At 68.6% G+C, this 22,678-nt stretch carries 24 protein-coding genes and 1 pseudogene; 17 read left to right on the forward strand and 8 right to left on the reverse strand.

All coding sequences use genetic code 11. The features are described from left to right. The first annotated feature begins 25 nt into the window (after nt 1-25). The 6 genes and pseudogenes from ACN9MP_RS08010 to lnt all read left to right on the forward strand — a co-directional run. A complete protein-coding gene (locus tag ACN9MP_RS08010; protein WP_426325438.1) occupies nt 26-1,018 on the forward strand; it encodes a helix-turn-helix transcriptional regulator in 993 nt (330 codons plus the stop codon). Continuing rightward, entirely contained in the window at nt 1,015-1,977 is a 963-nt protein-coding gene (locus ACN9MP_RS08015; protein ID WP_426325440.1) for a helix-turn-helix transcriptional regulator, read from the forward strand. The genes ACN9MP_RS08010 and ACN9MP_RS08015 overlap by 4 nt, the downstream gene beginning before the upstream one ends. A 72-nt stretch (nt 1,978-2,049) precedes the next feature. Further along, nucleotides 2,050-2,316: a Sec-independent protein translocase subunit TatA gene (tatA, locus tag ACN9MP_RS08020; protein ID WP_426325442.1), complete on the forward strand. Its 267-nt coding sequence runs from the start codon at nt 2,050-2,052 to the stop codon at nt 2,314-2,316. A 66-nt stretch (nt 2,317-2,382) separates the two neighbouring features. Further along, entirely contained in the window at nt 2,383-3,135 is a 753-nt protein-coding gene (gene tatC / locus ACN9MP_RS08025; RefSeq protein WP_426325956.1) for a twin-arginine translocase subunit TatC, read from the forward strand. After that, complete coding sequence (locus ACN9MP_RS08030; protein WP_426325444.1) at nt 3,132-5,630, forward strand: DEAD/DEAH box helicase; 2,499 nt, start codon at nt 3,132-3,134, stop codon at nt 5,628-5,630. The genes tatC and ACN9MP_RS08030 overlap by 4 nt, the downstream gene beginning before the upstream one ends. Before the next feature lie 162 nt (nt 5,631-5,792). Continuing rightward, nucleotides 5,793-7,046 (forward strand): annotated as a pseudogene (lnt, locus tag ACN9MP_RS08035) (apolipoprotein N-acyltransferase); the annotation flags it as partial. Nucleotides 7,047-7,270: 224 nt separating this feature from the next. Here the strand turns inward: lnt and ACN9MP_RS08040 are convergent. The 4 genes from ACN9MP_RS08040 to ACN9MP_RS08055 form a co-directional block, all read right to left on the reverse strand. Beyond that, the gene (locus ACN9MP_RS08040; RefSeq protein WP_426325445.1) at nt 7,271-7,654 is read right to left on the reverse strand and encodes an RNA polymerase-binding protein RbpA; all 384 of its coding nucleotides are present in this window, start codon (nt 7,652-7,654) and stop codon (nt 7,271-7,273) included. Between the two features lie 126 nt (nt 7,655-7,780). Next, nucleotides 7,781-8,557, reverse strand: coding sequence for a glycerophosphodiester phosphodiesterase family protein (locus ACN9MP_RS08045; protein ID WP_426325447.1), 777 nt, complete (start codon nt 8,555-8,557; stop codon nt 7,781-7,783). Then, nucleotides 8,554-9,552 carry an SPFH domain-containing protein gene (locus ACN9MP_RS08050; protein WP_426325449.1) on the reverse strand — a complete coding sequence of 333 codons (999 nt, stop codon included), beginning with the start codon at nt 9,550-9,552 and terminating at the stop codon, nt 8,554-8,556. The genes ACN9MP_RS08045 and ACN9MP_RS08050 overlap by 4 nt, the downstream gene beginning before the upstream one ends. Beyond that, the gene (locus ACN9MP_RS08055; protein ID WP_426325451.1) at nt 9,549-10,061 is read right to left on the reverse strand and encodes an NfeD family protein; all 513 of its coding nucleotides are present in this window, start codon (nt 10,059-10,061) and stop codon (nt 9,549-9,551) included. The genes ACN9MP_RS08050 and ACN9MP_RS08055 overlap by 4 nt, the downstream gene beginning before the upstream one ends. A gap of 42 nt (nt 10,062-10,103) precedes the next feature. Between ACN9MP_RS08055 and ACN9MP_RS08060 the strand changes: the two genes are divergently transcribed. Together ACN9MP_RS08060 and ACN9MP_RS08065 are read left to right on the forward strand one after the other, a co-directional pair. After that, entirely contained in the window at nt 10,104-10,877 is a 774-nt protein-coding gene (locus ACN9MP_RS08060; RefSeq protein ID WP_426325453.1) for an SDR family oxidoreductase, read from the forward strand. 3 nt (nt 10,878-10,880) lie between these two features. Beyond that, nucleotides 10,881-12,863 (forward strand): prolyl oligopeptidase family serine peptidase, encoded by a 1,983-nt coding sequence (locus tag ACN9MP_RS08065; protein WP_426325455.1) that lies wholly within the window; start codon nt 10,881-10,883, stop codon nt 12,861-12,863. 69 nt (nt 12,864-12,932) lie between these two features. On the opposite strand, the gene ACN9MP_RS08070 is transcribed toward ACN9MP_RS08065, so the two are convergent. Further along, nucleotides 12,933-13,490 carry an HdeD family acid-resistance protein gene (locus ACN9MP_RS08070; protein ID WP_426325457.1) on the reverse strand — a complete coding sequence of 186 codons (558 nt, stop codon included), beginning with the start codon at nt 13,488-13,490 and terminating at the stop codon, nt 12,933-12,935. A gap of 176 nt (nt 13,491-13,666) precedes the next feature. Here ACN9MP_RS08070 and ACN9MP_RS08075 point away from each other — a divergent pair, with 176 nt between their 5' ends. From ACN9MP_RS08075 to ACN9MP_RS08085, 3 genes are read left to right on the forward strand one after another with little or no spacing between them, the layout of a single operon-like run. After that, complete coding sequence (locus ACN9MP_RS08075; protein WP_426325459.1) at nt 13,667-14,260, forward strand: sulfite oxidase-like oxidoreductase; 594 nt, start codon at nt 13,667-13,669, stop codon at nt 14,258-14,260. Next, complete coding sequence (locus ACN9MP_RS08080; RefSeq protein WP_426325461.1) at nt 14,257-14,982, forward strand: ferredoxin reductase; 726 nt, start codon at nt 14,257-14,259, stop codon at nt 14,980-14,982. The genes ACN9MP_RS08075 and ACN9MP_RS08080 overlap by 4 nt, the downstream gene beginning before the upstream one ends. Then, complete coding sequence (locus ACN9MP_RS08085; RefSeq protein ID WP_426325463.1) at nt 14,979-15,251, forward strand: DUF6510 family protein; 273 nt, start codon at nt 14,979-14,981, stop codon at nt 15,249-15,251. The genes ACN9MP_RS08080 and ACN9MP_RS08085 overlap by 4 nt, the downstream gene beginning before the upstream one ends. 12 nt (nt 15,252-15,263) lie before the next feature. On the opposite strand, the gene ACN9MP_RS08090 is transcribed toward ACN9MP_RS08085, so the two are convergent. After that, entirely contained in the window at nt 15,264-16,184 is a 921-nt protein-coding gene (locus tag ACN9MP_RS08090; RefSeq protein ID WP_426325465.1) for an AEC family transporter, read from the reverse strand. Between the two features lie 66 nt (nt 16,185-16,250). Here ACN9MP_RS08090 and ACN9MP_RS08095 point away from each other — a divergent pair, with 66 nt between their 5' ends. From ACN9MP_RS08095 to ACN9MP_RS08110, 4 genes are all read left to right on the forward strand, one after another. Next, complete coding sequence (locus ACN9MP_RS08095; RefSeq protein WP_426325467.1) at nt 16,251-16,520, forward strand: hypothetical protein; 270 nt, start codon at nt 16,251-16,253, stop codon at nt 16,518-16,520. Between the two features lie 656 nt (nt 16,521-17,176). Further along, on the forward strand, nt 17,177-17,488 hold the full coding sequence (locus ACN9MP_RS08100) for a hypothetical protein (protein WP_426325469.1): 312 nt from the start codon (nt 17,177-17,179) through the stop codon (nt 17,486-17,488). A gap of 254 nt (nt 17,489-17,742) precedes the next feature. Further along, complete coding sequence (locus ACN9MP_RS08105) at nt 17,743-17,937, forward strand: hypothetical protein (RefSeq protein ID WP_426325473.1); 195 nt, start codon at nt 17,743-17,745, stop codon at nt 17,935-17,937. Between the two features lie 19 nt (nt 17,938-17,956). Further along, a complete protein-coding gene (locus ACN9MP_RS08110; RefSeq protein ID WP_426325475.1) occupies nt 17,957-18,292 on the forward strand; it encodes a hypothetical protein in 336 nt (111 codons plus the stop codon). A gap of 147 nt (nt 18,293-18,439) precedes the next feature. Here ACN9MP_RS08110 and ACN9MP_RS08115 read toward each other — a convergent pair whose 3' ends face one another. Then, a complete protein-coding gene (locus ACN9MP_RS08115) occupies nt 18,440-18,778 on the reverse strand; it encodes a hypothetical protein (protein WP_426325477.1) in 339 nt (112 codons plus the stop codon). Nucleotides 18,779-18,785: 7 nt separating this feature from the next. Then, on the reverse strand, nt 18,786-19,637 hold the full coding sequence (locus ACN9MP_RS08120) for a hypothetical protein (RefSeq protein WP_426325479.1): 852 nt from the start codon (nt 19,635-19,637) through the stop codon (nt 18,786-18,788). Nucleotides 19,638-20,701: 1,064 nt separating this feature from the next. On the opposite strand from ACN9MP_RS08120, the gene ACN9MP_RS08125 reads away from it, so the two are divergent. Together ACN9MP_RS08125 and ACN9MP_RS08130 are read left to right on the forward strand one after the other, a co-directional pair. Beyond that, nucleotides 20,702-21,265: a dihydrofolate reductase family protein gene (locus ACN9MP_RS08125; RefSeq protein ID WP_426325481.1), complete on the forward strand. Its 564-nt coding sequence runs from the start codon at nt 20,702-20,704 to the stop codon at nt 21,263-21,265. 63 nt (nt 21,266-21,328) lie between these two features. Next, nucleotides 21,329-22,669 (forward strand): MFS transporter, encoded by a 1,341-nt coding sequence (locus ACN9MP_RS08130; protein WP_426325483.1) that lies wholly within the window; start codon nt 21,329-21,331, stop codon nt 22,667-22,669. The last annotated feature ends 9 nt before the right edge of the window (nt 22,670-22,678 follow it).

The following is a 22,678-nucleotide window of genomic DNA, read 5'->3' on the forward strand; positions in this document are numbered from 1 at the left end:
GCGCGGGCGGCCCTAGGATAGCTGGGTGCCCGCCACCGCCGCGAAGATCCCGCCCGAGGAGCGCTTGGTCAACCTCGTGGTGGCCCTCATCGCGACCGATCAAGGGCTGACGAAGGACACGATCCTGACATCGGTCGCCGGCTATCGCGAGCAGAGCCAGGCGGGGGCGTCGAAGGACGCGCTCGAGAAGATGTTCGAGCGCGACAAGGAATCGCTGCGCGGCCTGGGCGTGCCGATCGAGACCATCGGCGACTGGGCCGATCCCGACGACCTGCGCGAGGCGCGTTACCGCGTGCCGACCGCGGAGTACGAGCTCCCCGAAGACATCGGGTTCACGCCTGCGGAGCTGGCTCTCCTCACCCTCGCCGGCGGAGTCTGGAGCGAGAGCTCGATGTCGGACGACGCCCGCAGCGGCCTGCGCAAGATCCGTGCCCTCGGCGACCTCGTCGACGAGCCCATCATCGGGTTCTCCCCTCGGCTCAGTCTGCGCGACCCGGCATTCCCGGCGTTGCAGCAGGCCATCGAGCTGAGCCGCGTGGTCACGTTCCCCTACCTCAAGCCGGGGGAGGAGGCGCCCCGCACGCGGCGCGTGCAGCCGCTCGCCCTCGTCGAGTACGAGAGCCGCTGGCACGTGTTCGGCATCGACCTCGACGTCCGCGCCGACCGCACGTTCCTGCTGCAGCGGATCGTCGGTGCGGTCACCCCCACGCGCACCTCGTTCGATCCCGCCCTCCGAGAAGGGGCGGGTGACCGGGCCCTCGCCGGGCTGGACGAGGTCGCAGCCCGCAACAGCGCGCTGCTGGAGGTCAATCCCGGCACCGAGGCGGCGCTGCGCCTGGCACGCCGGGCTCAGCCCGCCGAGCAGGGCATCCGCGTGGCCTACGTCGACCCGCACATCTTCGCCGATGAGCTCGCCTCGTACGGGCCGGAGGTGCGCGTGGTCGAGCCCGACGACCTGCGCGACCGGGTGATCGAGCGCCTGGCGGCGACACGCGACCTGCACGGGGGAGCAGCATGACCGCCCGCCGTTCCCTGGTCGCGACCGATCGCGCGGCGCTCATGCTGCAGCTCGTGCCCTATCTCATCGGTAAGGGCGAGGTGTCGCTCGCCGAAGCCGCCGACGAGTTCGACGTCGAGCCCGAGCAGATGCGCTCCATGGTCGAGAAGCTGACCGTCATCGGACTGCCCGGCGACCGGGGCTACTGGCAGATGGCCAACGACCTCTTCGACATCGACTGGGATCTCCTCGACGAGCGCGACCTCATCGTCATCACCAACTCCGTCGGCCTCGAACGGGCACCGAAGCTCACCGCGCGTGAGGCGGCGGCCCTGCTGGCAGGCCTCCAGCTGGCCCGGTCCATCCCGGGCGTCGGCGACACCGATCTCTACGCGGGCCTGCTGGCCAAGCTGGCCCGCGGGGCATCCGGCACGCCCGCCGAGGTGATCCTCGCCACCGAGCCGGTCGACGCGGTGCGCGACCTCGTGTCGGATGCGCTTCGCCGCGGCGTCGCCGTGTCGTTCACCTACAAGGCGCCCGATGCCGCGCCCACCACCCGCACGGTCGACCCGGTGAAGGTGCACATCGCGAGCGGGCAGTGGTACCTGCAGGGATGGTGTCACCTGCGGGAGGCTATGCGCACGTTCCACCTCGACCGGGTGAGCGATCTCGAGCTCACCGGCATCCCGAGCACCCACGCGGGCGATCAGGCGCCCGACTGGTTCGACACCGATGCCGGTGACGTGGTCGCTCGCATCCGCTTCCCGGAGGAGGTTGCGCCGCTGCTCGGGGACTATCTCGACCGCGCCACGCTCGACACGGCCGACGGGGTGACGGTTGCGACGATGCGCGTCGCAGACGAGCTCAGCCTGCGCCGCCTCGCGGCGCGGCGCGGCGGGCTGGTCGAGGTCATCGAGCCGGCTGGGGCACGACGAGCGGTGGCGGAATGGGCCGAAGCGGGTCTCGCGCAGTACCGATGACGACGGCAGACGCCCGCACGGGGGGTATTAGACTTAGCGGCATCCCCGCTGACGCGAACGACGGAGCACCTCATGTTGGGCAATCTGAACGGCTGGCATCTGATCATCCTGCTCGTCGTCATCCTGTTGCTGTTCGGCGCGGCCAAGCTGCCGGCGCTCGCCAAGAGCATGGGGCAGTCCGCCCGCGTGTTCAAGGGTGAGATGAAGGCGATGAAGGAAGACGACGCCAAGAACCCGGGGGTCGTCCAGTCGACCGATGCCGCGGACGCGAGCTCGGCAGACGCCACCGCACCCGCCGCCCCGAGCACCTCCGACGGCACGGCCGACAAAAAGCCGTAGCGGATGGTGGCCGCAATCGGCTCCGCGCCCATCGACGGGCCGGAGGCGCCCAAGCGCGATAAGCGGATGTCGCTCGGCCAGCACCTGCTGGAGTTGCGCAACCGCTTCTTCATCGCGGCCATCGCGCTTGTCGTGGGCATGGTGATCGCGTTCGTCATCACCGACCCGATCATCCACTGGATCACCGAGCCCATCCGGCAGATCGCGGAGGAGCGCGGCGACGCCGCCCTGAACTTCGCTGCCGTCACCTCCGCCTTCGACATGCGGATGCGGATCGCATTCACCATCGGCATCTTCCTGTCGGCCCCGATATGGCTGTGGCAGATCTGGGCTTTCATCATGCCGGGGCTCACGCGCAAAGAGATCCGGTACACGATCGGCTTCGTCGCCGCCGCCGTGCCCCTCTTCTTCGCCGGCTGCTACGTGGGCCTCCTCGTCGTCCCGCACGTCATCGAGTTGATGTGGGGCTTCACGCCCGAGGGCGGCGTGAACTTCTATGCGGCGAACGAGTACTACGACTTCGTGTTCAAGCTGATGATCGTGATCGGCGTCTCGTTCGTGCTGCCCGTCTTCCTCGTGGCGCTCAACATGGCGGGGATCATCTCGGGCCGCGGCATCCTGAAGGGCTGGCGCGTGGCGGTTCTCGTCGCGGCCACCTTCGCGGCGCTGGCGACGCCCGCCGCGGATGTGGTGAGCATGCTGATGCTCGCCGGCATCCTGGTCGTCCTCTTCTTCGCCGCCGCCGGCCTGTCGATGCTCTTCGACCGCCGCAAGGCGAAGCGCACCGCGCCGCTGCTTCCGCCGGAGCCCGCTTCGTGACCGACCCCGGTCCTGCCGAGCGTTACGCACGCGCGAGCGCATCGGCGCGTCTGGACCGGACGCATCCGATCACCGCCGCGTTCGCCGCATCCCAGCGCTTCACACTCGATCCCTTCCAGATCGAAGGGTGCCGCGCCCTCGAGGACGGCCGCAGCGTGCTGGTCGCCGCGCCCACGGGGGCGGGCAAGACCATCGTCGGCGAGTTCGCCGTGCACCTGGCGATGCGGGAACCCGGCGACAAGGCGTTCTACACCACGCCCATGAAGGCGCTGTCGAACCAGAAGTTCCGCGAACTGCAGGACGTCTACGGGCCCGACGAGGTCGGTCTTCTCACGGGTGACACCAACATCAACGGCAGCGCGCGCATCGTGGTCATGACGACCGAGGTGCTGCGCAACATGCTCTACGCCGACTCGCCCGCGCTGCGCGGCCTCCGGTACGTCGTCATGGACGAGGTGCATTACCTCGCCGATCGGTTCCGCGGCGCGGTGTGGGAGGAGGTCATCATCCATCTCGCGCCGAGCGTGCGGCTGATCTCGCTGTCGGCGACGGTGTCCAACGCCGAGGAGTTCGGCGACTGGCTCGACACCGTCCGCGGAGACACGGAGGTGATCGTCTCCGAGACCCGCCCGGTGCCGCTCGAGCAGCATGTGCTGGTACGCGGCGACCTGCTGCCCCTCTTCGACGACCGAGCCGGCGTCGCCACCGCGCAGGTGAATCAGGAGCTCATGCGCATCCGGTCGCCCAAGGGCTCCACCTTCGAGAACAACCGCCGCGCGCAGGCGATGAGCAGTGCGCGCAACGCCGGATATGAAGCATCCCGCCGGCGTCCGAACCGGGGCGGAAAGCGGCCGGTGCGGTCCGCGAACGTGCAGCGCATCGAGCGTCTCGACCGCCCGGATGTCGTCGAGCTGCTCGGCCGCTCCAATCTGCTGCCGGCGATCTTCTTCATCTTCAGCCGCGCCGGCTGCGACGCCGCCGTCCAGCAGGTCCGACGCGCGGGCGTGCGGCTGACCTCGCACGAGGAGCGGCAGGAGATCCGCGCCATCGTCGAGGAGCGCACGCGCACGCTGCTCGAGGAAGACCTGGCGGTGCTCGGCTTCTGGCAGTGGCGCGAGAACCTCGAGCGCGGCGTGGCCTCTCACCACGCGGGCCTCCTGCCGGCCTTCAAGGAGGTCGTCGAGGAGCTGTTCCAGCGCAAGCTCGTGAAGGTCGTCTTCGCGACCGAGACCCTCGCCCTCGGAATCAACATGCCCGCGCGTACCGTCGTGCTCGAGAAGCTCGAGAAGTTCAACGGCGAGGCGCGCGTGGCGATCACGTCGGGGGAGTACACCCAGCTCACGGGTCGCGCGGGCCGCCGGGGGATCGATGTCGAGGGCCACGCCGTCATCCAGTGGACCGAGGGGCTCGACCCGCAGGCGGTCGCCGCGCTGGCGTCGCGCAGAACGTATCCGCTGAACTCGAGCTTCCGCCCCACCTACAACATGGCGGTCAACCTCATCGACCAGTTCGGCCGGGCGAAGGCGCGCGAGATCCTCGAGTCGTCGTTCGCGCAGTTCCAGGCCGACCGCGCCGTCGTGGGACTCGCGCGCCAGGTGCGCGACCAGGAGGAGTCGCTCGCCGGTTACCAGAAGGCGATGACGTGCGATCGTGGCGACTTCGCCGAGTACTCCGGCATCCGTCGTGAGCTGAGCGACCTGGAGAAGACGAACCGCAAAGACGCCGGTGCGTCGCGGCGCACGCGCGACGAGCGGCAGCGGCAGATCGCGAGCCTGCGCCGCCGGATGCAGCGGCACCCCTGTCATCAGTGTCCCGACCGTGAGCAACACGCACGCTGGGCGGAGCGCTACTGGAAGCTCAAGCGTGAGATCGACAAGCTGCGCCGTCAGATCGAGACGCGCACCGGCACGGTCGCCCGCATCTTCGACCGCGTCGTGGATGTGCTCGGCGCCCTGGAGTACGTGACGGTCGAAGGTGACGGCACCACCACGCTGACGCCCTCGGGGCGCACGATGCGGCGCATCTACGGCGAGCGCGACCTGCTCGTCGCCGAGTCGCTGCGGCGTGGCATCTGGAAGGACCTGGATGCCGCTTCCCTTGCTGCGCTCGCGTGCTCCCTGGTGTACGAGCCCCGACGCGACGACGCGGGGCCGGGGGAGCGGGGCCTTCCCCGGGGCCCGTTCCGGCCGGCGTTCGAGGCCACCCTCACGCTGTGGCAGGAGCTCGACGACCTCGAGCAGGAGCACCGGCTCCCCGGCACCGAGCCTGTGGCGGCCGGGCTCGCGCAGGCGATGCACACGTGGGCGCGCGGCGGCATGCTCGATCGCGTGCTGCTCGAGGCCGACATGGCCGCCGGCGATTTCGTGCGGTGGACGAAGCAGACGATCGATTTGCTCGACCAGCTCTCGCTCGTCGCGGATCAGCCGATCGCCGGCACCGCTCGCAAGGCGCTGGATGCCGTGCGCCGCGGCATCGTCGCGTACTCGGGCGTGTAGCAGACGGCGCGGAGGCTCCCGCCGTCGCGCTCGCCTAGGCTGAATCCCGTGCCCCCCGCCGTCGCGCCGAGCCCGCTTCTGCCGCTGTGGGCAGCGATCCCGGCGTCGGCGCTGGCAGGGGTGCTGCTCGACGTGGCCTTCCCCTCGGTCGCGTGGTGGCCGATGGCCTTCCTGTCGGTGGCCCTCGCCCTGGTGACACTCATCGGGCGGCGGATCGGCGGTGCGCTGCTCACGGGTCTTGCGTTCGGCCTTGCGTTCTATCTGCTGAACGTCGACTTCACGGCCGAATGGGTGGGGCCGCTGCCCTGGCTGGCTCTGTCGGTGCTCGAGGCCCTCTTCGTCGCGGGGGGCGCGGTGCTCATCTCGCTGGCGTACCGGTGGGTGCCGATGCTCGTGCGGGGCCGAGGCCGGATCGTGCTCACGTCGGCACTCGTCGCCGGGCTGTGGACGGCGCGTGAGGCCGTCGCCGGCGGCTTCCCGTACGGCGGATTCCCGTGGGGACGCGTCGGCACCTCGCAGGTGAGCGGGCCCTTCGCGGAGGTCGTCTCGTGGACCGGCACCGCGGGGCTGACGTTCCTCGTCGTGTGGGTCGTGGCGGCCGCGGTGGAGATCGTCCGGGCGCCGCGTCGGGTGCGGGGGAGCGGCATCCGCCGTCTCGCTCCGGTCGGCGTGCTCGCGGTCGCGGCGACAGCCCTCCTCCTCGTTCCCGCGTGGCCGACGACACCGGCGGGCACGATGCGCGTGGCCAGCGTTCAGGGCAACGGCCCCGCCGGCTACTTCGACGAGCGCGAGGCGGGCGACATCCTGGCATCCCAGTACGACGCCACCACGCCGCTCTTCGGCGCCGACGACGTCGACGTGGTGCTGTGGCCCGAGGGCAGCGTCGACATCGACCCCGACGGGTCAGCGGCCGTGGGGGCCGCTCTCGACCGGGTCGTCCGACAGGTGGGTGCGCCACTGGTGGCGAACCGCATCGATCAGCGCGGTGACGAGTACTTCAACATGTCGTTCCTCTGGCGGGACGGCGCGGGTATCGAGCAGACGTACGACAAGCGCAACCCGGTGCCGTTCGGCGAGTACGTGCCCGACCGCGGGTTCTACGCGTCGATCGCTCCGGATCTCATCGGCATGATCGGCCGGGACTACACGCCCGGGACGAACCCTCCGGTCTTCGACATCGACGGCACGCCGGCCGGACTCGCCATCTGCTTCGACGTCATCTACGACGCGCTGGTCTGGGAGGGGGCGGCCGACGGAGCGCGGCTGTACCTCTTCCAGACGAACAATGCGGACTTCCGGGGCACGGACGAGAACCTGCAGCAGCTCGCGGTGGCCCGCCTGCGAGCGATCGAGACGGGGCGCGCCGTCGTCAATCTCTCGACGGTCGGCACCAGTCAGGTCATCGCACCGGACGGGTCGACCCTGGACGGGCTCCCGGCGGACGAGCCCGGACACATGCTCACCGACGTGCCCCTCCGCACCGGCCTCACGCCCGCGGTGATCGTCGGCGGGCCGCTGAACGCCGCTGTCTCGTGGGGGAGCGTTGCAGTGCTCGCCGGGCTCGGTTTCGTCGTTCGTCGTCGGTCGCGGCGGAACGCGAAGACGCCGGCCCCGTGGGGCCGGCGTCGCTTGTGGCGGGGTCAGGCGCTGAGCTTGTCCACCGAGGCCTTCTCACCTGCGCCGCGCCGGGCGCGGACGAAGGCGAGACGCTCCTCCAGGAGCTCTTCGAGCTCGGGGATGGTGCGGCGCTCCAGAAGCATGTCCCAGTGGCTGCGGGGGGTCTTGTCACCGGAGTGGTCGACCGTCGCGGTGCCTTCGCCGACGCGCAGCAGCGCCTCGGCGCCGCACGTGCGGCACTCCCATGCCGGGGGAACCTCGGCGTCCGCCGCGAAGGTCAAAGTCGTGTCACGTCCGCATGACGTGCACGAGTAGATGTGCTGTGCGCGCTCATGGAACACGACGCCCTCTTCGCTCTGTAGGCTCTGGGCGCCGAGTCGGATGCCGCGCAGGCTGCGGTCTGCCATTGTGTGGTCCTCTCGTCGCTGTACAGGTATAACGAAGTGACCTGAGCGGATCATCCGAAGGGACCCCGTTCATCGACCTTTCACAGTGGATGCACAGGGGAACGTGCGTCCGGTCATGCCGGGCTGCTACGAGAGGGTGTCGAGGGCGATGTCGGCGCGGTCGGTGACGATGCCGTCGGCGCCCATCTCCACCAGACGGATCATCTCGGCGGGCTCGTTGACGGTCCAGACGTGCACCTCCACTCCGTGCCGGTGAGCGGCTGCGATGAGGCGGGGCGTCACGATGCGCAGGCGCCCCTGCCGCTCGGGAACCTGGAGGGCGTCCACGCCGGCGAGTGCCCGCGCGACCAGTCGGTCCGACCTTGCTGAGACAGCGGTCATCACGCGGCCGATGGTGCCCCGGCCTCCGGATGTGGCGGGACGGATGCCGCGGCCCTCGTCCGCCACAGCCGTCAGCGCCGCCCGCCGGCGGTCATCCGAGAAGCTCGTCACGAGCACACGGTCGGCGTGCGGGGCGACAGCTGCTCCGACCGCGGGGGCGGCATCCTTCGCCTTGACGTCGAGGTTGAATCTCAGCGTCGGGAAGGCCTCCAGGGCCTGGGCCAGCGTGATGAGCCCGCCGCGGCCGTTCATGAGCGTCTCGAGCTCCCGCGCCGACACGTCGGCGACGCGGCGCGGGTCGCCCGTCACGCGCGACAGGTCGTGATCGTGGAAGAGCACCGCGACCCCGTCGGCCGTGACGTGACAGTCCGACTCGACGTAGTGCGCTCCGGCCGAGTGCGCCGCGGCCACGGCGGCGAAGGAGTTCTCGACGATGCCGCCGCGCGCGGCATCGGGAACCACCAGACCGCGATGCGCGAGGACGCGCGGTTTCCCGACGCCCTCGAACCAGGGATGGGTCACGGAGTGGGCGGCGTGATCGCCGTCGGCGGGCCCGCCGCGGCGCCGCCCGGGGCGGATCCGCTCGCTGCCTGCGTGCGGCCCCTGGCCGCGGCATCCGTCATCACTCCCGCGAAGGAGCCCGTCAGGCCCTTGAGGGCATCGGTGAACTCGCTGGGGATGATCCACAGCTTGCTCGATGCGCTGTCGGCGATCTTCGGCAGCGTCTGCAGGTACTGGTAGGCGAGCAGCTTGTCGTCGGGGTTGCCGGAGTGGATCGCGTCGAAGACGGTCTGGATCGCCTCCGCCTCGCCCTGCGCACGCAGCACCGCGGCCTGCTTGTCACCCTCGGCGCGGAGGATCTCTGCCTGCCGGCGGCCCTCGGCCTCCAGAATCTGCGACTGCTTCGAGCCCTCCGCGGTCAGGATCGCCGCACGACGGTCGCGCTCGGCGCGCATCTGCTTCTCCATGGAGTCCTGGATGGAGATGGGCGGGTCGATCGCCTTGAGCTCGACGCGGGAGACGCGGATGCCCCACTTGCCGGTGGCCTCGTCGAGCACGACGCGGAGCTGGCCGTTGATCTCGTCACGGCTGGTGAGAGCCTCTTCGAGGTTCAGGCCGCCGACCACATTGCGCAGGGTGGTGGTGGTCAGCTGCTCCACGGCCCCGAGGTAGTTGGCGATCTCGTAGGTCGCGGCGCGGGCGTCGGTGACCTGGAAGTAGACGACCGTGTCGATCGAGACGACCAGGTTGTCTTCCGTGATCACCGGCTGCGGCGGGAACGAGACGACCTGCTCACGCATGTCGAGCAGGGGTCGGAGCCGGTCGATGAACGGCACGAGCAGGTTCAGACCGGGACTGAGGGTCTTGTGGTACCGGCCCAGGCGCTCGACGATGCCGGCGCTGGCCTGCGGGATGATGCGGATCGACCGGAAGATCACCACCAGCACGAAGATGAAGACCGCTATCGCCAGGATCCAGCCGATGGCGGCGGGGATGGCCGAGGTGAAGTCGTTCATGCCAGGGGGTCCTCCGGTGCACGGGTGAGGGGGTCGGGGGAGTCGGAGCGGACGACCGCCGTCGCCCCGTCGATGCGGGTGACCCGCACGCGCATGCCGGGCTCGAGGCTCCCCGACCCGGCCACGTCGCCCGATTCCGCGCGAGCGGTCCACACGTCGCCGTTGGCGAGCTTGACCTGCCCGCCGTGGGCGCCCACTGACGAGACGACGGTGCCGCCCAGCCCGATGAGCGCGTCCACGTTGGACGGCGTGGGGTCCTCACCGCGTCGCAGGCGTCGCAGCAGCGGCGGTCGCAGCAGCAGCACCAGCACGGCGGCGACGCCGGCGGCGACGATCACCTGCAGCCAGATCGGGGCCCCGAGCAGGTCGGCGACGAGGCCGGCCAGGCCGCCGATGCTCAGCATCAGGAACGTGAAATCGAGCGTCAGCATCTCGATCACGAGGAAGACCAGGATCAGCACGAGCCAGCCGATCCAGGCCCACTGTTCGACGGTCTCGATGAGCTCCACGGCGCGCCTCCTGTGCTCGAACCTAGCAGGTAGGGTCGACACGTGACTGAGACACTCTCCCCGCTTCCCGAGAGCTCCCTGAGCGGCAAGACCGCACTCGTGACGGGCTCGTCGCGCGGCATCGGCGCCGACACCGCGCGCTACCTCGCCCAGGCCGGCGCGAACGTCGTCATCAACTACCGCAACAAGGCTCCCCGTGCCGAGAAGCTCGGCACGGAACTGCGCGAGCTGGGCGTGCAGGTGCTCGTGGTCGGCGCGGACCTCACCGATCAGGCCTCCGTGCAGGCGATGTTCGACGAGGTCCAGCGGACTTTCGGGGGGCTCGACATCCTCGTGCTCAACGCCTCGGGCGGCATGGAGTCCGGCATGGCAGAGGACTACGCCCTTCAGCTCAACCGCGACGCGCAGGTGCGCGTGCTCGAGACGGCGCTGCCGCTCCTCGGCGAGGGGTCGCGGGTGGTCTTCGTCACGAGCCACCAGGCGCACTTCATCCGCACCACCCCGACCATGCCCGAGTACGAGCCGGTGGCGCTGTCGAAGCGCGCCGGTGAAGACGCGCTCCGCGAGCGCATCCCGGCGCTGACCGAGCGCGGCGTGGAGTTCGTCGTCGTCTCGGGCGACATGATCGAAGGCACCATCACCGCAACGCTTCTCGAGCGCGCCAACCCCGGTGCCATCTCGGCGCGCCGGGAGGACGCCGGCCGGCTCTACAACGTGGCGGAGTTCGCCGCCGAGGTCGCCCTCGCTGCGCACGAGCCCGTGCCCGCCGATCACACCCGCCTCATCGGCGACACCTCGTCGTTCGCGGCTGAGTGATCCATGCGGGCCCACGACATCGAGAGCCTCATCTCGGTCGGGCGCCCGACGGTCGCCGCTGACGGATCCTTCGCCGTCTTCGCGACCTCGCGCCCCGACATCGAGGCCAACCGCGCGGTCGGCCAGCTGTGGCGGGTCGACCTCCCCGACGGAACGCCCCGGCGTCTCACGCGCGGCACGGCCGACAGCGCACCCCGGCTCTCGCCGGACGGATCCCGGCTCGCGTTCGTGCGCGCTGACGCCAAGGGCAAGCCACAGGTGCATGTCGTAGCCCCCGCAGGCGGTGAGCCGGTGCAGGCCACCGATGCCGTGCTCGGCGTCGAGGACTTCGCCTGGTCGCCCGACGGCGCCACCCTCGCGTTCCTCGCCCGCGTGCCCGAGAAGGGGCGCTACGGCAGCGTGGAGGGGCTGGATGCCGCGGCCGAGGCGCCCCGTCACATCACCGGCGTCCGCTGGCACGCGAACGGCGTCGGCTACATTGCAGACCGGCCCGCCCACGTCTTCGTGATCGCCGCGCCCGAGCCGGACTCCGAGCCGTTCTACGAGCCTGCGGCCGCGGTCCGCCCCGACGAGGTCACCCCGCCGAAGAGGACGCTGGTCGGCGCCGAGGCCCGCGCGCTCACCGAGGGGACGACATCGCACAGCGGACTGGTGTTCAGCGCTGACGGGCATGAGGTGCTGACGGTGCCCGACGAGATCGAGCCCGAGCGACGCGACCTGCGGAACCGCCTCATCGCCCTGGCGATCGACGGCTCGGGCGAGCGCGAGGTGCTGTCGGCAGATGCGGGACTGGCGCTCTCCGACCTCACGGTGGCCGAGGACGGCACGATCGCGGTGCTGGGCCACGAGGTGGGCGACGGCATCGACTTCATCGCGCCGGGCGTCGGACTCTGGCTGCTCGAGGCGGGCGGTCCCCGCCGGGTCACCGACGCCGACGAGGTCCACCTCGGCGACGGGCACGTGACTCCGGCCGGACGGGACTTCCTCGTACAGGACTCCATTCGGGGCCGGATCCGCCTGCTCCGTGTGGCGCGCGACGGGACGCTGAGTGAGATCCTGGGCGGTGACGTCGAGGTCGGCGGTCACGGGGCCGGCGGCCACCACGTCGTCGCAGCCGTGGCACGGCCGGAATCCTTCGGTGAGCTCGTCTCCGTCGATCGGGGCGGCCACGTCCGCACACTGACGGGTTTCGGCGCTCGGGCCGCCGCATCCGGGATCGTCCTCCCGCGGGAGCTCACGATCACCGGTCGCGACGGCTACCCGGTGCACGGGTGGGTGGCGACGCCCGAAGGCGACGGGCCGTTCCCCGTCATCCTGCAGATCCACGGGGGCCCTTTCGCATCGTACGGAGTGCACCTCTTCGACGAGACACAGGTTCTCGTAGATGCGGGCTATGCCGTCGTCTACTCCAACCCGCGCGGCTCGGCGGGCTACGGGCGGACGCACGGGCGCAGCATCCGTCAGCAGATGGGCACGGTGGACTTCGCCGACGTCATCGACTTCCTCGAGGGCGCCATCGCCGGCGACCCGCGCCTCGACGGCGACCGCGTCGGCGTGCAGGGCGGCTCATACGGCGGCTACCTCACGGCATGGGTCATCGCGCACGACCACCGCTTCGCGGGCGCCATCGTGGAGCGAGGCTTCCTCGAGCCGCTGTCTTTCCAGGGCACGAGCGACATCGGCTCGTTCTTCGGCGACGAGTACGTCGGTGTGTCGGCGGACGACATCGCGCGCCAGAGCCCGATGGCGGTGGTCGGCCAGGTGACGACCCCGACCCTCGTGATGCACTCCGAGCTCGACTTCCGGTGCCCGCTCGAGCAGGCGACGCGCTACTACTCCGCGCTCAAGCGACAGGGGACCGAGGCCGAGCTGCTGGTCTTCCCCGGCGAGAACCACGAACTCACGCGCTCGGGCCAGCCCCGCCACCGGGTGCAGCGGTTCGAGGCCGTGCTCGACTGGTGGGCGAAACACCTTCCCGTCGGCTGAGCCGATCGGTGCACGAAGACAGCGGCCCCGCGAGCGAAAGCTCACGGGGCCGCTGTCGTACCCCTTGGGTCAGATGTCGCCCTTGAAGGTGAAGGCGCGCACGATGTTGATGATGCCGAGCACGATGAGCGAGATGCCGAGCAGCCACCACAGCACCGCAACGCCCCAGATGGGCGCGAACAGCACGATGACACCGGCGATGATGCTCAGGATCGCGAAGAAGATCGACCAGCCCTTCGACGCGGCGTCGCCGAGAGTCGAAAGCGCCACGATGCCCTCGACGATCCACAGGATGCCGACGAGGATGCCGATGAACAGGGCGAGCCAGGCGGTCGCCTGTCCGAGATTGAACAGGGCCACGACGCCGGCGATGATGAACAGGATGCCGAGCACGATGTGGCCGATGCGGGCCCAGCCGCCCTTGGTCTTCGAGAAGATCCCGAGTCCCGCGTAGACGAGGCCGGCGGCGATGGCGTAGATCGCGATGATGGCGGTGACGACGGCGGCGGTCTTCCCCGGCCAGACCAGGATGAGGATGCCGACGATGAGGGCGAGGACACCGCCGACGCCGAGCGCCGTGCGGATTCCGTTGACGGCCGACTTCTCGGCCTCGGATGCAGTGGACATGGAGGGCCTTTCTGAGAGTTCCCTGTACGTGATGCGGCTAAAGCTTAGACCCCTGGTCGAACTCTCGAGTAACCATGACCGTGTGTTGCCTCGATGCCCATCGCCGTGAGTGGCCGCCGCGCGCTAGCGTGAGCGTGCGCGAGCGTACTCGCCGCCGCTCGCAGGAGGGGGTTCCGATGGCCGTCATCTCGAGGGGTTTTGGAGCGCGGCGCCGTGAGAGCGATCCGAATCTGCCTCCCGGCCAGTATCTGACCGACGACTTCCCCGTGCTGTCGGCCGGTCCGACACCCCGGATCGAGCCGGGGGAGTGGCGGTTCGGGATCCGCACCGAGGCCGGGAACGTCGTGTCGTGGACGTGGGAGGAGTTCCTCTCGCTCCCGGTCGAGGAGGTGCGCACCGACATCCACTGCGTGACCCGGTGGTCGAAACTGGGTACGTCCTGGCGGGGCGTCTCGCTCGACACGCTGCTCGACGCCGTCGAGACCGACGCCTCCTACGCGATGGCGCACTCCTACGGCGGCTACACGACGAACGTTCCGCTCGACGAGCTGCGCGACGGCCGGGCGTGGGTCGCGTTCGAGTTCGAAGGGGAGCCGCTCGATCCCGAGCATGGCGGTCCGGCGCGGCTGCTGGTGCCGCACCTGTACTTCTGGAAGAGCGCCAAATGGGTGCGCGGGCTGACGCTCATGGACGAGGATGCACCCGGCTTCTGGGAGCAGAACGGGTACAACATGCACGGCGACCCCTGGACCGAGGAGCGATATTGGTGACTGTCGGGGGATGGCGGCCCGCGCGGGTCGTCGACGCCGTCGAGGCCACTGCGTCGGCACGGGTCCTCCACCTGGAGGTGCCGGGCTGGCCGGGCAACGACGCCGGCCAGCATGTCGACGTGCGGCTCACCGCGGAGGACGGCTACCAGGCCGTGCGGTCGTACTCCCTAGGCTCGTACGGGCCTGCCGCTGCGATCGAGCTGGCTGTCGATGAGATCCCCGACGGCGAGGTGTCGCCGTATCTCGTACGCGACGTCCTGCCGGGCGACGAGCTCGAGGTGAAAGGTCCTCTGGGCGGCTACTTCGTCTGGCGGCCCGGGGGAGCGGAGCCCGTCCAGCTGATCGCGGGCGGGTCGGGCATCGTGCCGCTGATGGCGATCGTCAGGGCGGCGACGGATGCCGGGGCTGCCGCATCCGTCCGGCTCCTGTATTCCGTCCGAACCGCACAGGACGCGATATATCGCGATGAGCTGGCACGGGCCGCCGAGGACGGGGGAGTAGCCGTCGCCTGGCGCTACACGCGGACGCCTCCGGCCGGCTGGGACGGGCCGGTGGGCCGAGTGGATGCCGACACGCTCCGGGCGGCGACGTGGGCGCCGGATCGCGAGCCGATCGTCTACGTGTGCGGGCCGACGGGGTTCGTGGAGCACGTGGCGAATACTCTGGTCGGGCTGGGCCATCCGCCGGCGCGGATCAAGACCGAGCGATTCGGAGGTGGATGATGCGGCCTGAGATCGCCACAAGCACCGTCGACGGCAATGCCGCGGCGGGGATTCTGGGGGATGTGTTCGGGACGGACGTCACGACGCTGGTCGGCGTGTGCGGTGGATGCGGCGCCGCGGCGCCACTGGCCGAGACCGTGGTGGAGCTCGACGAGACGGCGGCGATCGTCCGCTGCCGCTCCTGCACGCACACGCTCGTGACGGTGCTCCATCGCGGCGAGGGCGTGCGGCTGGTGATCGGCACGCTGCACGAACTGGTCCGTACCTAGCTCCCGTCCGGGTCAGCCGAGGAGCAGCGTGACCAGGATGAGAACGGGGACGCAACCGATCGTCGTCAGGAAGACGGTGTCGCGCGAGATCGTCTCGCCCACGTCATAGCGCTGCGAGTAGTTGAACACGTTCTGCGCGGTCGGCAGTGCGGCCAGGACGGTCACGATGAGGACGTCCTGCGATGAGAGGCCGAACGCGAACTCCGCGACCGCCCAGGCGATCACCGGCATCGCCACGAGCTTGAGCGCTGTGGCCAGAACGATGTCCTGCCTTCTTCCGGAGGCGCCCAGCACGCGCTGACCGTGGAGCGAGATGCCGTAGGCGATGAGGAGGATCGGCACGCAGGCGTTCGCGATGAGCATCGCCGGCTCCATCACGATCGGCGGCAGCGGGATGCCCGTCACCGAGACGATCGTGCCCAGAACCGAGCCGAGCACGATCGGATTGGTCGCCACCCGGGCGACGGCGCGCCAGAGCGACGCACGCGCGGTGGTCACGGCATCCAGGATCGCCATCGTGATCGGCGTGAACACCAGGAGCTGCATGAGGATCACCGGAGCCGGATAGGCGGCGCTCCCGAGAAGGTACAGCGACAGCGGGATGCCGATGTTGTTCGAGTTGACCTGACCCGCGCTCAGAGCGCCGATGACGGTCTCGCCGACGGTGCGCTTCCACAACACCCGAGCGATGAGCGCGTATAGGAGGATGACGGCGAGCGCGGCGATCGCGGAGACCGGCAGGAGCGCCGAGAACAGCGTGTGCACGTCGGCCTGCGCGAGCACCACGAACAGCAGGAACGGTGAGAGCACGAAGAACGTCAGCCGCGCGAGGACCGGCTTGGCGTGCTCACCGAGGAGATCGATGCGCCCGAGTATCCAGCCGACGAGGATCGCGACGCCCACCACGACGAACCCGGTAAGCGACTCCAGCACCTCACCAGCCTAGAAACTCGCCCTCTCGAGGGCGAATCGTGGCGTCAATCGGGCCATGATTGCCTCGTGGCGAATGACATGCTCAAGGATGAAGAGTTCGACGCTTTGATCGGAGTGCTGGCGGCGGTGGACACGCTGCTCTTGGCTGGTCTTCTCGACGACCATGCAGTCGAGGTGCTCGCTCACCGTTTGCGCGTGACCGCCAGACAGAACCCAGGAGAATCAGGAGTTCAGTACGTGCACGGGCGACTCGACAACCTGAATCAGCGTCTTCGAGACCTCAATGGAGAGCGCGAAGCTACTCCAGATGGCTCGTCCGGAGATTCTCCGCAGTAAGGGACCTCGAATCATCGCTGCTCCTCGGCAGGGCTTCGTTTCGCCGATAATGCACATTATGTCAACTTGAAAGAACAACATCTGTGCCGCTCATGTGGACAGGTTCTCCCCTCCGGCTGTCTGGAGGAGGAAGAACTACGAGCGGGCCCGGCGTATGAACCGGACGGACGTAGTGACGTCTCCGGCGCTCGACTGAACTGCTGGTCTGACACTCCCATCGACGATGACCGCCTTGACCGCGTGCATCAAGCTGCCGGCGACGGATGCGCATATCGTGGCAGGCGTCGTTCTGGACGCCCTGTCCGTCCGGTGTCGTACTCGTGCGGTCGGGCTGTTCGCGGGGTGAAATTCGCTGCCGCGCCGGGCGATAACCGGAGCACTCGACTCGCCACGGGTGGTCTAATCGGGGCACGGCGACACCCCAGCCGCCGAGAACGTCGAGCGGCGTTCGAAGCGGGTGCCACACCTCCTCTGGGATGCGGCACCCACTCCTCCTGGTGCGGGCCATGGTCGTCTCCCCAAGGCCCGCCCGCCGGGGCACCCAAGCAACGGGCGCGGGTGCCCCCGCTGGGAAGCTGCACGGCGTGACAAGCCGGTGGAGAGCCACTTCGCGCCAGGCCTCCCTGGACCTGGCCCCTGGAATGAGGGAGATCGCGATGAGCGCAGAGCAGACGACCGACGCGTTCGCTGCGCCCACCGAACGCACGGACCTGGCACTGGACGCCTCCTACGTGGCGAAGGAGCGGCACGACGAGTCCGACGCCGTCGATCCGACCTACGCTCGGGCTCTCCAGCCCTTCCGAGAAACTGATCGTCATGCTCTTGACGAACGGCAGGCGTGGGCGGACGGAACGGAAGCCCTGGAAGCAGTTTGCTGTTGCTGGCAACCAGCTGGGGACTGGCCCTGCGTCCTCCCCCGACACCACGCCGGTGAGCACGCGCACCCGACGGTGGTGCATGTCATCTGACAGTGAGCAGCAGACAGGCCCCGACCGGTCATATGCATCGTGCTGCTTGCAACCATCTTGCGGTGAGGAAGAGGAGCAGAGATGACGTTGTCGGAGTTGGCGGGCGAGCTGAACCACAAGTATCCCGGGCGAGCCTTTCTCCTTGCAGATCACGCACTTTCCTGCTCGCCGGACCGACGGCATCGAAGACGCTCACGATCGAGGCGGGGGACGACGCAGTGCGAATCTCGGCCGGCCGGATCGTCCACGCTGAGGTGTTCGAGCACTCAGACGATCTCCCCAATGTGATCGAGATCATCGACGCCATCCTTAACGGGTCAGCGCAAGAGCTGTACGGCTCGACGAGCACCGGCGTATTCGGTTTCATCGGGTACCGCATCACCGGGGTGAGCGCACCCGTGACGCGAGTGGACGAGGGCGCCAAGATCGTCCATGTTGCCCCGCTGTAAAGCTGAGGGAATCCGACCTATGGGCCTTCAGCAGCGACTCGTAGAGATGCTCTGTGAGAGCTTCGCTGTCGAGCGTGCGGGGGCCGACGAGTTGATCCTGCAGCGCGATTGGGACACGAATCGCGCCCCCGTACGGCTGGTCGCCTCAGAGGCAAGCCTCGCTGACTACGCAGCGAAGAACGCGACGGATGGTCTGGCTGCCCTCGGTGAAGTCGGAGACGACCCCACCGGGGCGTTGGCTGCCCTTGCTCTTCTTAGCGTTCACATCGAGGAGACGCTTGCCGTCCCCCAGGGTGAGGCGGTCACGGTTCTTCGTGTCGGCAGCGGCGGACTTGATATTCAGCGCGTCCCTTGAACAAGGAGTGCATTGCGAAACAGCAATGCATGTTGCATTGAGGGTTTGCGAGCATCAGAAGCCCGGATCTGGCAGCATGACGAAACGAAACCAGGCGGCCTCCCTTTCGCATCTCGTTTTGGCTTCAGGGTCTGCGATCTGTCCCCGTCAATCGGTGAGCCAGATCACGCCTTCCGCGTCGGGGAGGGCGTGTGCTTGTAGCGCGGTAGTTTCGTAGGGCTCGACGATTTCGAGGGGGATGATCATCGATACCCATTCCTCGGGATCGTCGGAGGCGACGAACTGTCGCCATCGCTCGTCTCCAATGTGACGTGGGGTGCGGATTCGGACGCCGAATCGTCCAGAGCGGGTGTCGGATCGACCCTCGAACACCACGCTGAGCGTGGTGTGGCGTTGTTCGACGCTGACAAGGCGCAGCCCCTGAATGCCGTCGTCCGTGAAACGTGCCCTTATGAGCGGCGCAAAATCGATCTGAGGCTGACTCATCGCTACATTATCCCGCAACGTCTCGCACCCACTGCGGGCAAACGGTAACGCCAACGCAGTAGGCGGTGATGACGCCCTTGGCCGCACCGTCAGATTGGCGGGTGGTCTCGTAAACCACGTGGACGTCCATCTGCTTGTCGATGGTGCAGAAGCTGAACCAGCAGGTGTATTTGATCGCCGGCGTCGTGTAGTAGATGTTCGTTCCGCTGACGGTACGCGTCCGCGGAAACTGTGTGGTCTTCTTGACCATCGTCTGCGTCGCCGCGTGCTTGTCTCGGATCTTCACCCACCCCCACGTCGACGTGCCCTGTCGCAGCACCAACGGCACGTACTTGTTATCGTTCCAAGCCATGACACGGGTGTAAGCCGTCACAGCGGAGCGAATCATCGACGTTGACTCTGCTACCAACGACTGCTGCCCCGCAACCGTAGTCCACAGTGCAAACACGGTTGCTTCCTCGCTGGAGGAGGCCTCACCGGCCTCTAGCTCTCGGATGACGTCCTGCCCGAGGTCGTCCGCAACCTCGACCAGCTCCTCGACAGTGACGGTGTCCTCGAGATCCCCCACTGCAGCTCCCATCACGGCAACCTCGACAGGTTCAGCCGGATGGGGCACGTCCAGCTCATCTTGAGGCGCCTTGCCACTCAGCGTGTCCGTGCCGACCACCGAACGGAACGACACGTGCCGGCCTGACACCGCGGGCAACTCGCTCGGCACCGCACAACCCGCCAGCAGCAGGATTAGCACGACGGCCGAAGCCGACGCGAGGGCAGCGCGCCTCTTCACATCAGAATGCATCATGCGTTTCCCGCCGCAAGAACGATGCTTGGCCATCCGAATCACGGCTTGCTTTCGCATGCTGTTCCTCTCTCAACATGAACTACCAGCGCACTTGCAGAGGGCACCCCGTCTACATGACGGCTACTCCTACGATTCGTGGCGGCCTCGCTTGTCCCGCTCTTGGAGGGACAAGCGAGGCGGAACGCGGGAGGCGAACAATTCGGGGTGGTCCTGGTTCAGGCCCTCAGCCTGGTTCTGGATCAGGTTGACATAGCCATCCCCGCTCACTCGCAACTGAACGGTGCCCTACCCGCCCACTTTGCCGCCGCCTGTGGCATGTCCCGCTCGTAGCGGCTCAGCGCTGCGTACGCGGATTTTCATCTTCGAGTTCACCCGCCGGGCCTCGCGAAGTGCCGCGTCTCTTGTCGGGACGTGATTTTGGTCTGCGCTTGCCGCTCCGTGCCTGGGTCGCCCCTGGAGCGTGGACATCGCGAAAGCAGCCCCGTCAGGGCGGTGACGACAGGCCAGTCCGACCACGACATCGATGTGGCAGCCAACACGAGCACCCGAGCTGCGCGCGAACCGACGCTCACCCCTCGTCAGGAGCGACCAGGCCGTACCGACCGCCCACATGCAAGACAGCGGAAACAGCCGTGAGGGCGACGGCAATGGCTGGCCGCCGCGACGGCTCCTCCCAGATTCACCCACAACGTCGACGCAAGCGCAGAGAACAGCACCAACACTCGTACCCACGGAGCGCAACGGGCTCTCTACCCTTCACGAAATCCACGCCCTCAAAGGTCCTCGGGCTTCGCCACAAGACTGCCTCCGAAGCGTCCGCAGGGACGTACATCTCTGGTGAGAGAGACGCCCGGATGGTGAGAGCCCGCTCGTCACCGGTCCGCCACTTCCCCGGAGCTCCACCCCACGCCTCCCCCATCTGGAGACCGCAGCAGCCAGGCTAATAGCCCGCTCCCCCACTCAGACGACTCCCTTTGGCGTGGGGCGACTCGTGTCGGCCTTGCGCACCGCCCCGATTTTCAACCTGCGATTCACCCGCACGCTCCCAAAACGCGACACAAGCAGACGACGCTCATGAGCAGGGCTGTACGCCGACGGCCGCCACGCGAGAGGCTGACCTCATGCGCAGACTGACCTTCGGCATGAACACGAGCGTCGACGGCTACATCGCCGCCCCCGGCGGCGACCTCGGCTGGAGCGCCCCGAGCGACGAGCTGTTCCAGTGGTGGTCCGACCGGGTCGGCGCGACGGGACTTGCGTTGTACGGTCGCAGGCTCTGGGAGATGATGAGCTCCCACTGGCCGACCGCCGACCAGCAGCCGGGCGCCACGCCGGCGGCGATCGAGTACGCCGAGCGCTGGCGGGCGATGCCGAAGGTGGTGTTCTCCTCGACGCTCACGGCGGTCGACTGGAACGCCCGTCTGTTCACCGGCGACGCCGTTGGCGAGATCGCCCGGCTCAAGTCCGGTGACGGCGGCACGATGGACATCGCGAGTGCCACTCTCGCGGCGGCCGCCATGCGGGCGGGGCTGATCGACGAGTACGTCATCGTCGCCCATCCGGTGCTGGTGGGCGGTGGCACGCCGTTCTTCACCGCCCTGGACGACTGGGTCGACCTGAGGCTGACGGAGACGCGGACCTTCCCCGGCGGTGTGGTGCTGACGAGGTACGAGACCCGGCGCTGACGGCGGACGCCGCCGACCCTGCGTCGGCGGCTCGGCCTCGGTGAGCGAGACTACTGTGGAAGGGTGCAGAGCCTTTCCCGTCGTCGTGAGACGGGGCCGGGACTTCGCGCGTGGGTGATCTGGACGGTGGGCGTCGCCGCCTACGTCCTGGCTATCACGAACCGGTCGTCGCTCAGTGCGGTCGGCGTGGACGCGGCGGCGCGGTTCGACGCCGACGCTGCCACGCTGTCGATGTTCGCGGTGGTGCAGCTGGCGGTCTACGGCGGCATGCAGATCCCCATCGGCGTGCTGCTCGATCGCTATGGAGCACGACCCATCATGACGGCCGGGATGCTGCTGATGGCGGTGGGACAGCTCACCATGGCCCTCTCCCCCAGCGTCGGCGTCGCCATCCTCGCCCGTATGCTGCTGGGCGCCGGCGATGCGGCGATCTTTCCGGGCGTCCTGCGCCTGATCGCCACGTGGTTCCCCGCCCAGCGCGGACCGATCATGGTGCAGCTCACGGGCATCGTCGGCCAGGGCGGGCAGCTCATCGCCCTGGTCCCCCTCGCAGCGCTCTTGCACGCGACATCGTGGACGATCACCTTCGGCAGCATCGCCGGGCTGGGCGTTCTCTTCGGCATCCTCGTCTTCCTCCTGATCCGCAACCATCCGCCCGACCGTGACGAGGACGTCTCTGTCGACACCGACACGGGCGCCATCCGCGTTGTGACCTCCTCGGTCGACACGGGGGTCGGCATCCGCGCCGCGTGGGCTCACCCGGGCACGCGCCTGGCGTTCTGGTCGCACTTCACGACGCCCTTCGCCGGCACGGCGTTCGTGCTGCTGTGGGGCATGCCGTTCCTCACTGCCGGCGAAGGCCTCAGTACCGCACAGGCGGCCTCCGTCATGTCGCTCTACGTGGTGGTGGGCATGGCTCTCGGTCCGATCATGGGCGAGCTGTCGCGACGCAATCCCCACCGCCGTTCGCGTGCGCTGGTGCTGCCGACGGTGGCCGTGCAGGCGATCGCCTGGCTCGTGGTCATCGCCTACCCCGGGCCCGCACCGCTGTGGCTGCTCCTGGCGCTGGCCGTCGCCCTCGCCACCGGCGGGCCGGCCTCGATGATCGCGTTCGACCACGCGCGCACGCACAACCCGTCGCATCGCCTCAGCACGGCCACCGGCGTGACGAACGCCGGAGGCTTTCTCGCCGCACTCCTCGCGATCCTCCTCATCGGTCTGGCACTCGATCTGCAGGGCGCGGGAACACCGGCGACCTACACCCTGGAGGCCTTCCGCATCGCATTCCTGATGCAGGTGCCGTTCTGGGTGCTGGGCAGCGCCTTCATCGTGATCGAGCGCAAGCGCACGCGCATCCGGCTGGGAATGGATCCCCCGAGAGCCTCCCGACGCCGCCGCGGCTGACGCTGTCGG

Origin of the sequence: Microbacterium sp. E-13 (assembly GCF_049912955.1) — a bacterium.
Classification (GTDB): Bacteria; Actinomycetota; Actinomycetes; order Actinomycetales; family Microbacteriaceae; genus Microbacterium.

Bases quoted from the DNA above. Each gene is read 5' to 3' on its own strand.
- ACN9MP_RS08120 (WP_426325479.1), bottom strand. From the start codon at position 19,637: ATGCGAAAGCAAGCCGTGATTCGGATGGCCAAGCATCGTTCTTGCGGC.
- ACN9MP_RS08050 (WP_426325449.1), bottom strand. From the start codon at position 9,552: ATGAACGACTTCACCTCGGCCATCCCCGCCGCCATCGGCTGGATCCTG.
- ACN9MP_RS08065 (WP_426325455.1), top strand. From the start codon at position 10,881: ATGCGGGCCCACGACATCGAGAGCCTCATCTCGGTCGGGCGCCCGACG.
- ACN9MP_RS08075 (WP_426325459.1), top strand. From the start codon at position 13,667: ATGGCCGTCATCTCGAGGGGTTTTGGAGCGCGGCGCCGTGAGAGCGAT.
- tatC (WP_426325956.1), top strand. From the start codon at position 2,383: ATGTCGCTCGGCCAGCACCTGCTGGAGTTGCGCAACCGCTTCTTCATC.
- ACN9MP_RS08115 (WP_426325477.1), bottom strand. From the start codon at position 18,778: ATGAGTCAGCCTCAGATCGATTTTGCGCCGCTCATAAGGGCACGTTTC.
- ACN9MP_RS08070 (WP_426325457.1), bottom strand. From the start codon at position 13,490: ATGTCCACTGCATCCGAGGCCGAGAAGTCGGCCGTCAACGGAATCCGC.
- ACN9MP_RS08040 (WP_426325445.1), bottom strand. From the start codon at position 7,654: ATGGCAGACCGCAGCCTGCGCGGCATCCGACTCGGCGCCCAGAGCCTA.
- ACN9MP_RS08085 (WP_426325463.1), top strand. From the start codon at position 14,979: ATGATGCGGCCTGAGATCGCCACAAGCACCGTCGACGGCAATGCCGCG.
- ACN9MP_RS08110 (WP_426325475.1), top strand. From the start codon at position 17,957: ATGGGCCTTCAGCAGCGACTCGTAGAGATGCTCTGTGAGAGCTTCGCT.
- ACN9MP_RS08100 (WP_426325469.1), top strand. From the start codon at position 17,177: ATGAGCGCAGAGCAGACGACCGACGCGTTCGCTGCGCCCACCGAACGC.
- ACN9MP_RS08015 (WP_426325440.1), top strand. From the start codon at position 1,015: ATGACCGCCCGCCGTTCCCTGGTCGCGACCGATCGCGCGGCGCTCATG.
- tatA (WP_426325442.1), top strand. From the start codon at position 2,050: ATGTTGGGCAATCTGAACGGCTGGCATCTGATCATCCTGCTCGTCGTC.
- ACN9MP_RS08125 (WP_426325481.1), top strand. From the start codon at position 20,702: ATGCGCAGACTGACCTTCGGCATGAACACGAGCGTCGACGGCTACATC.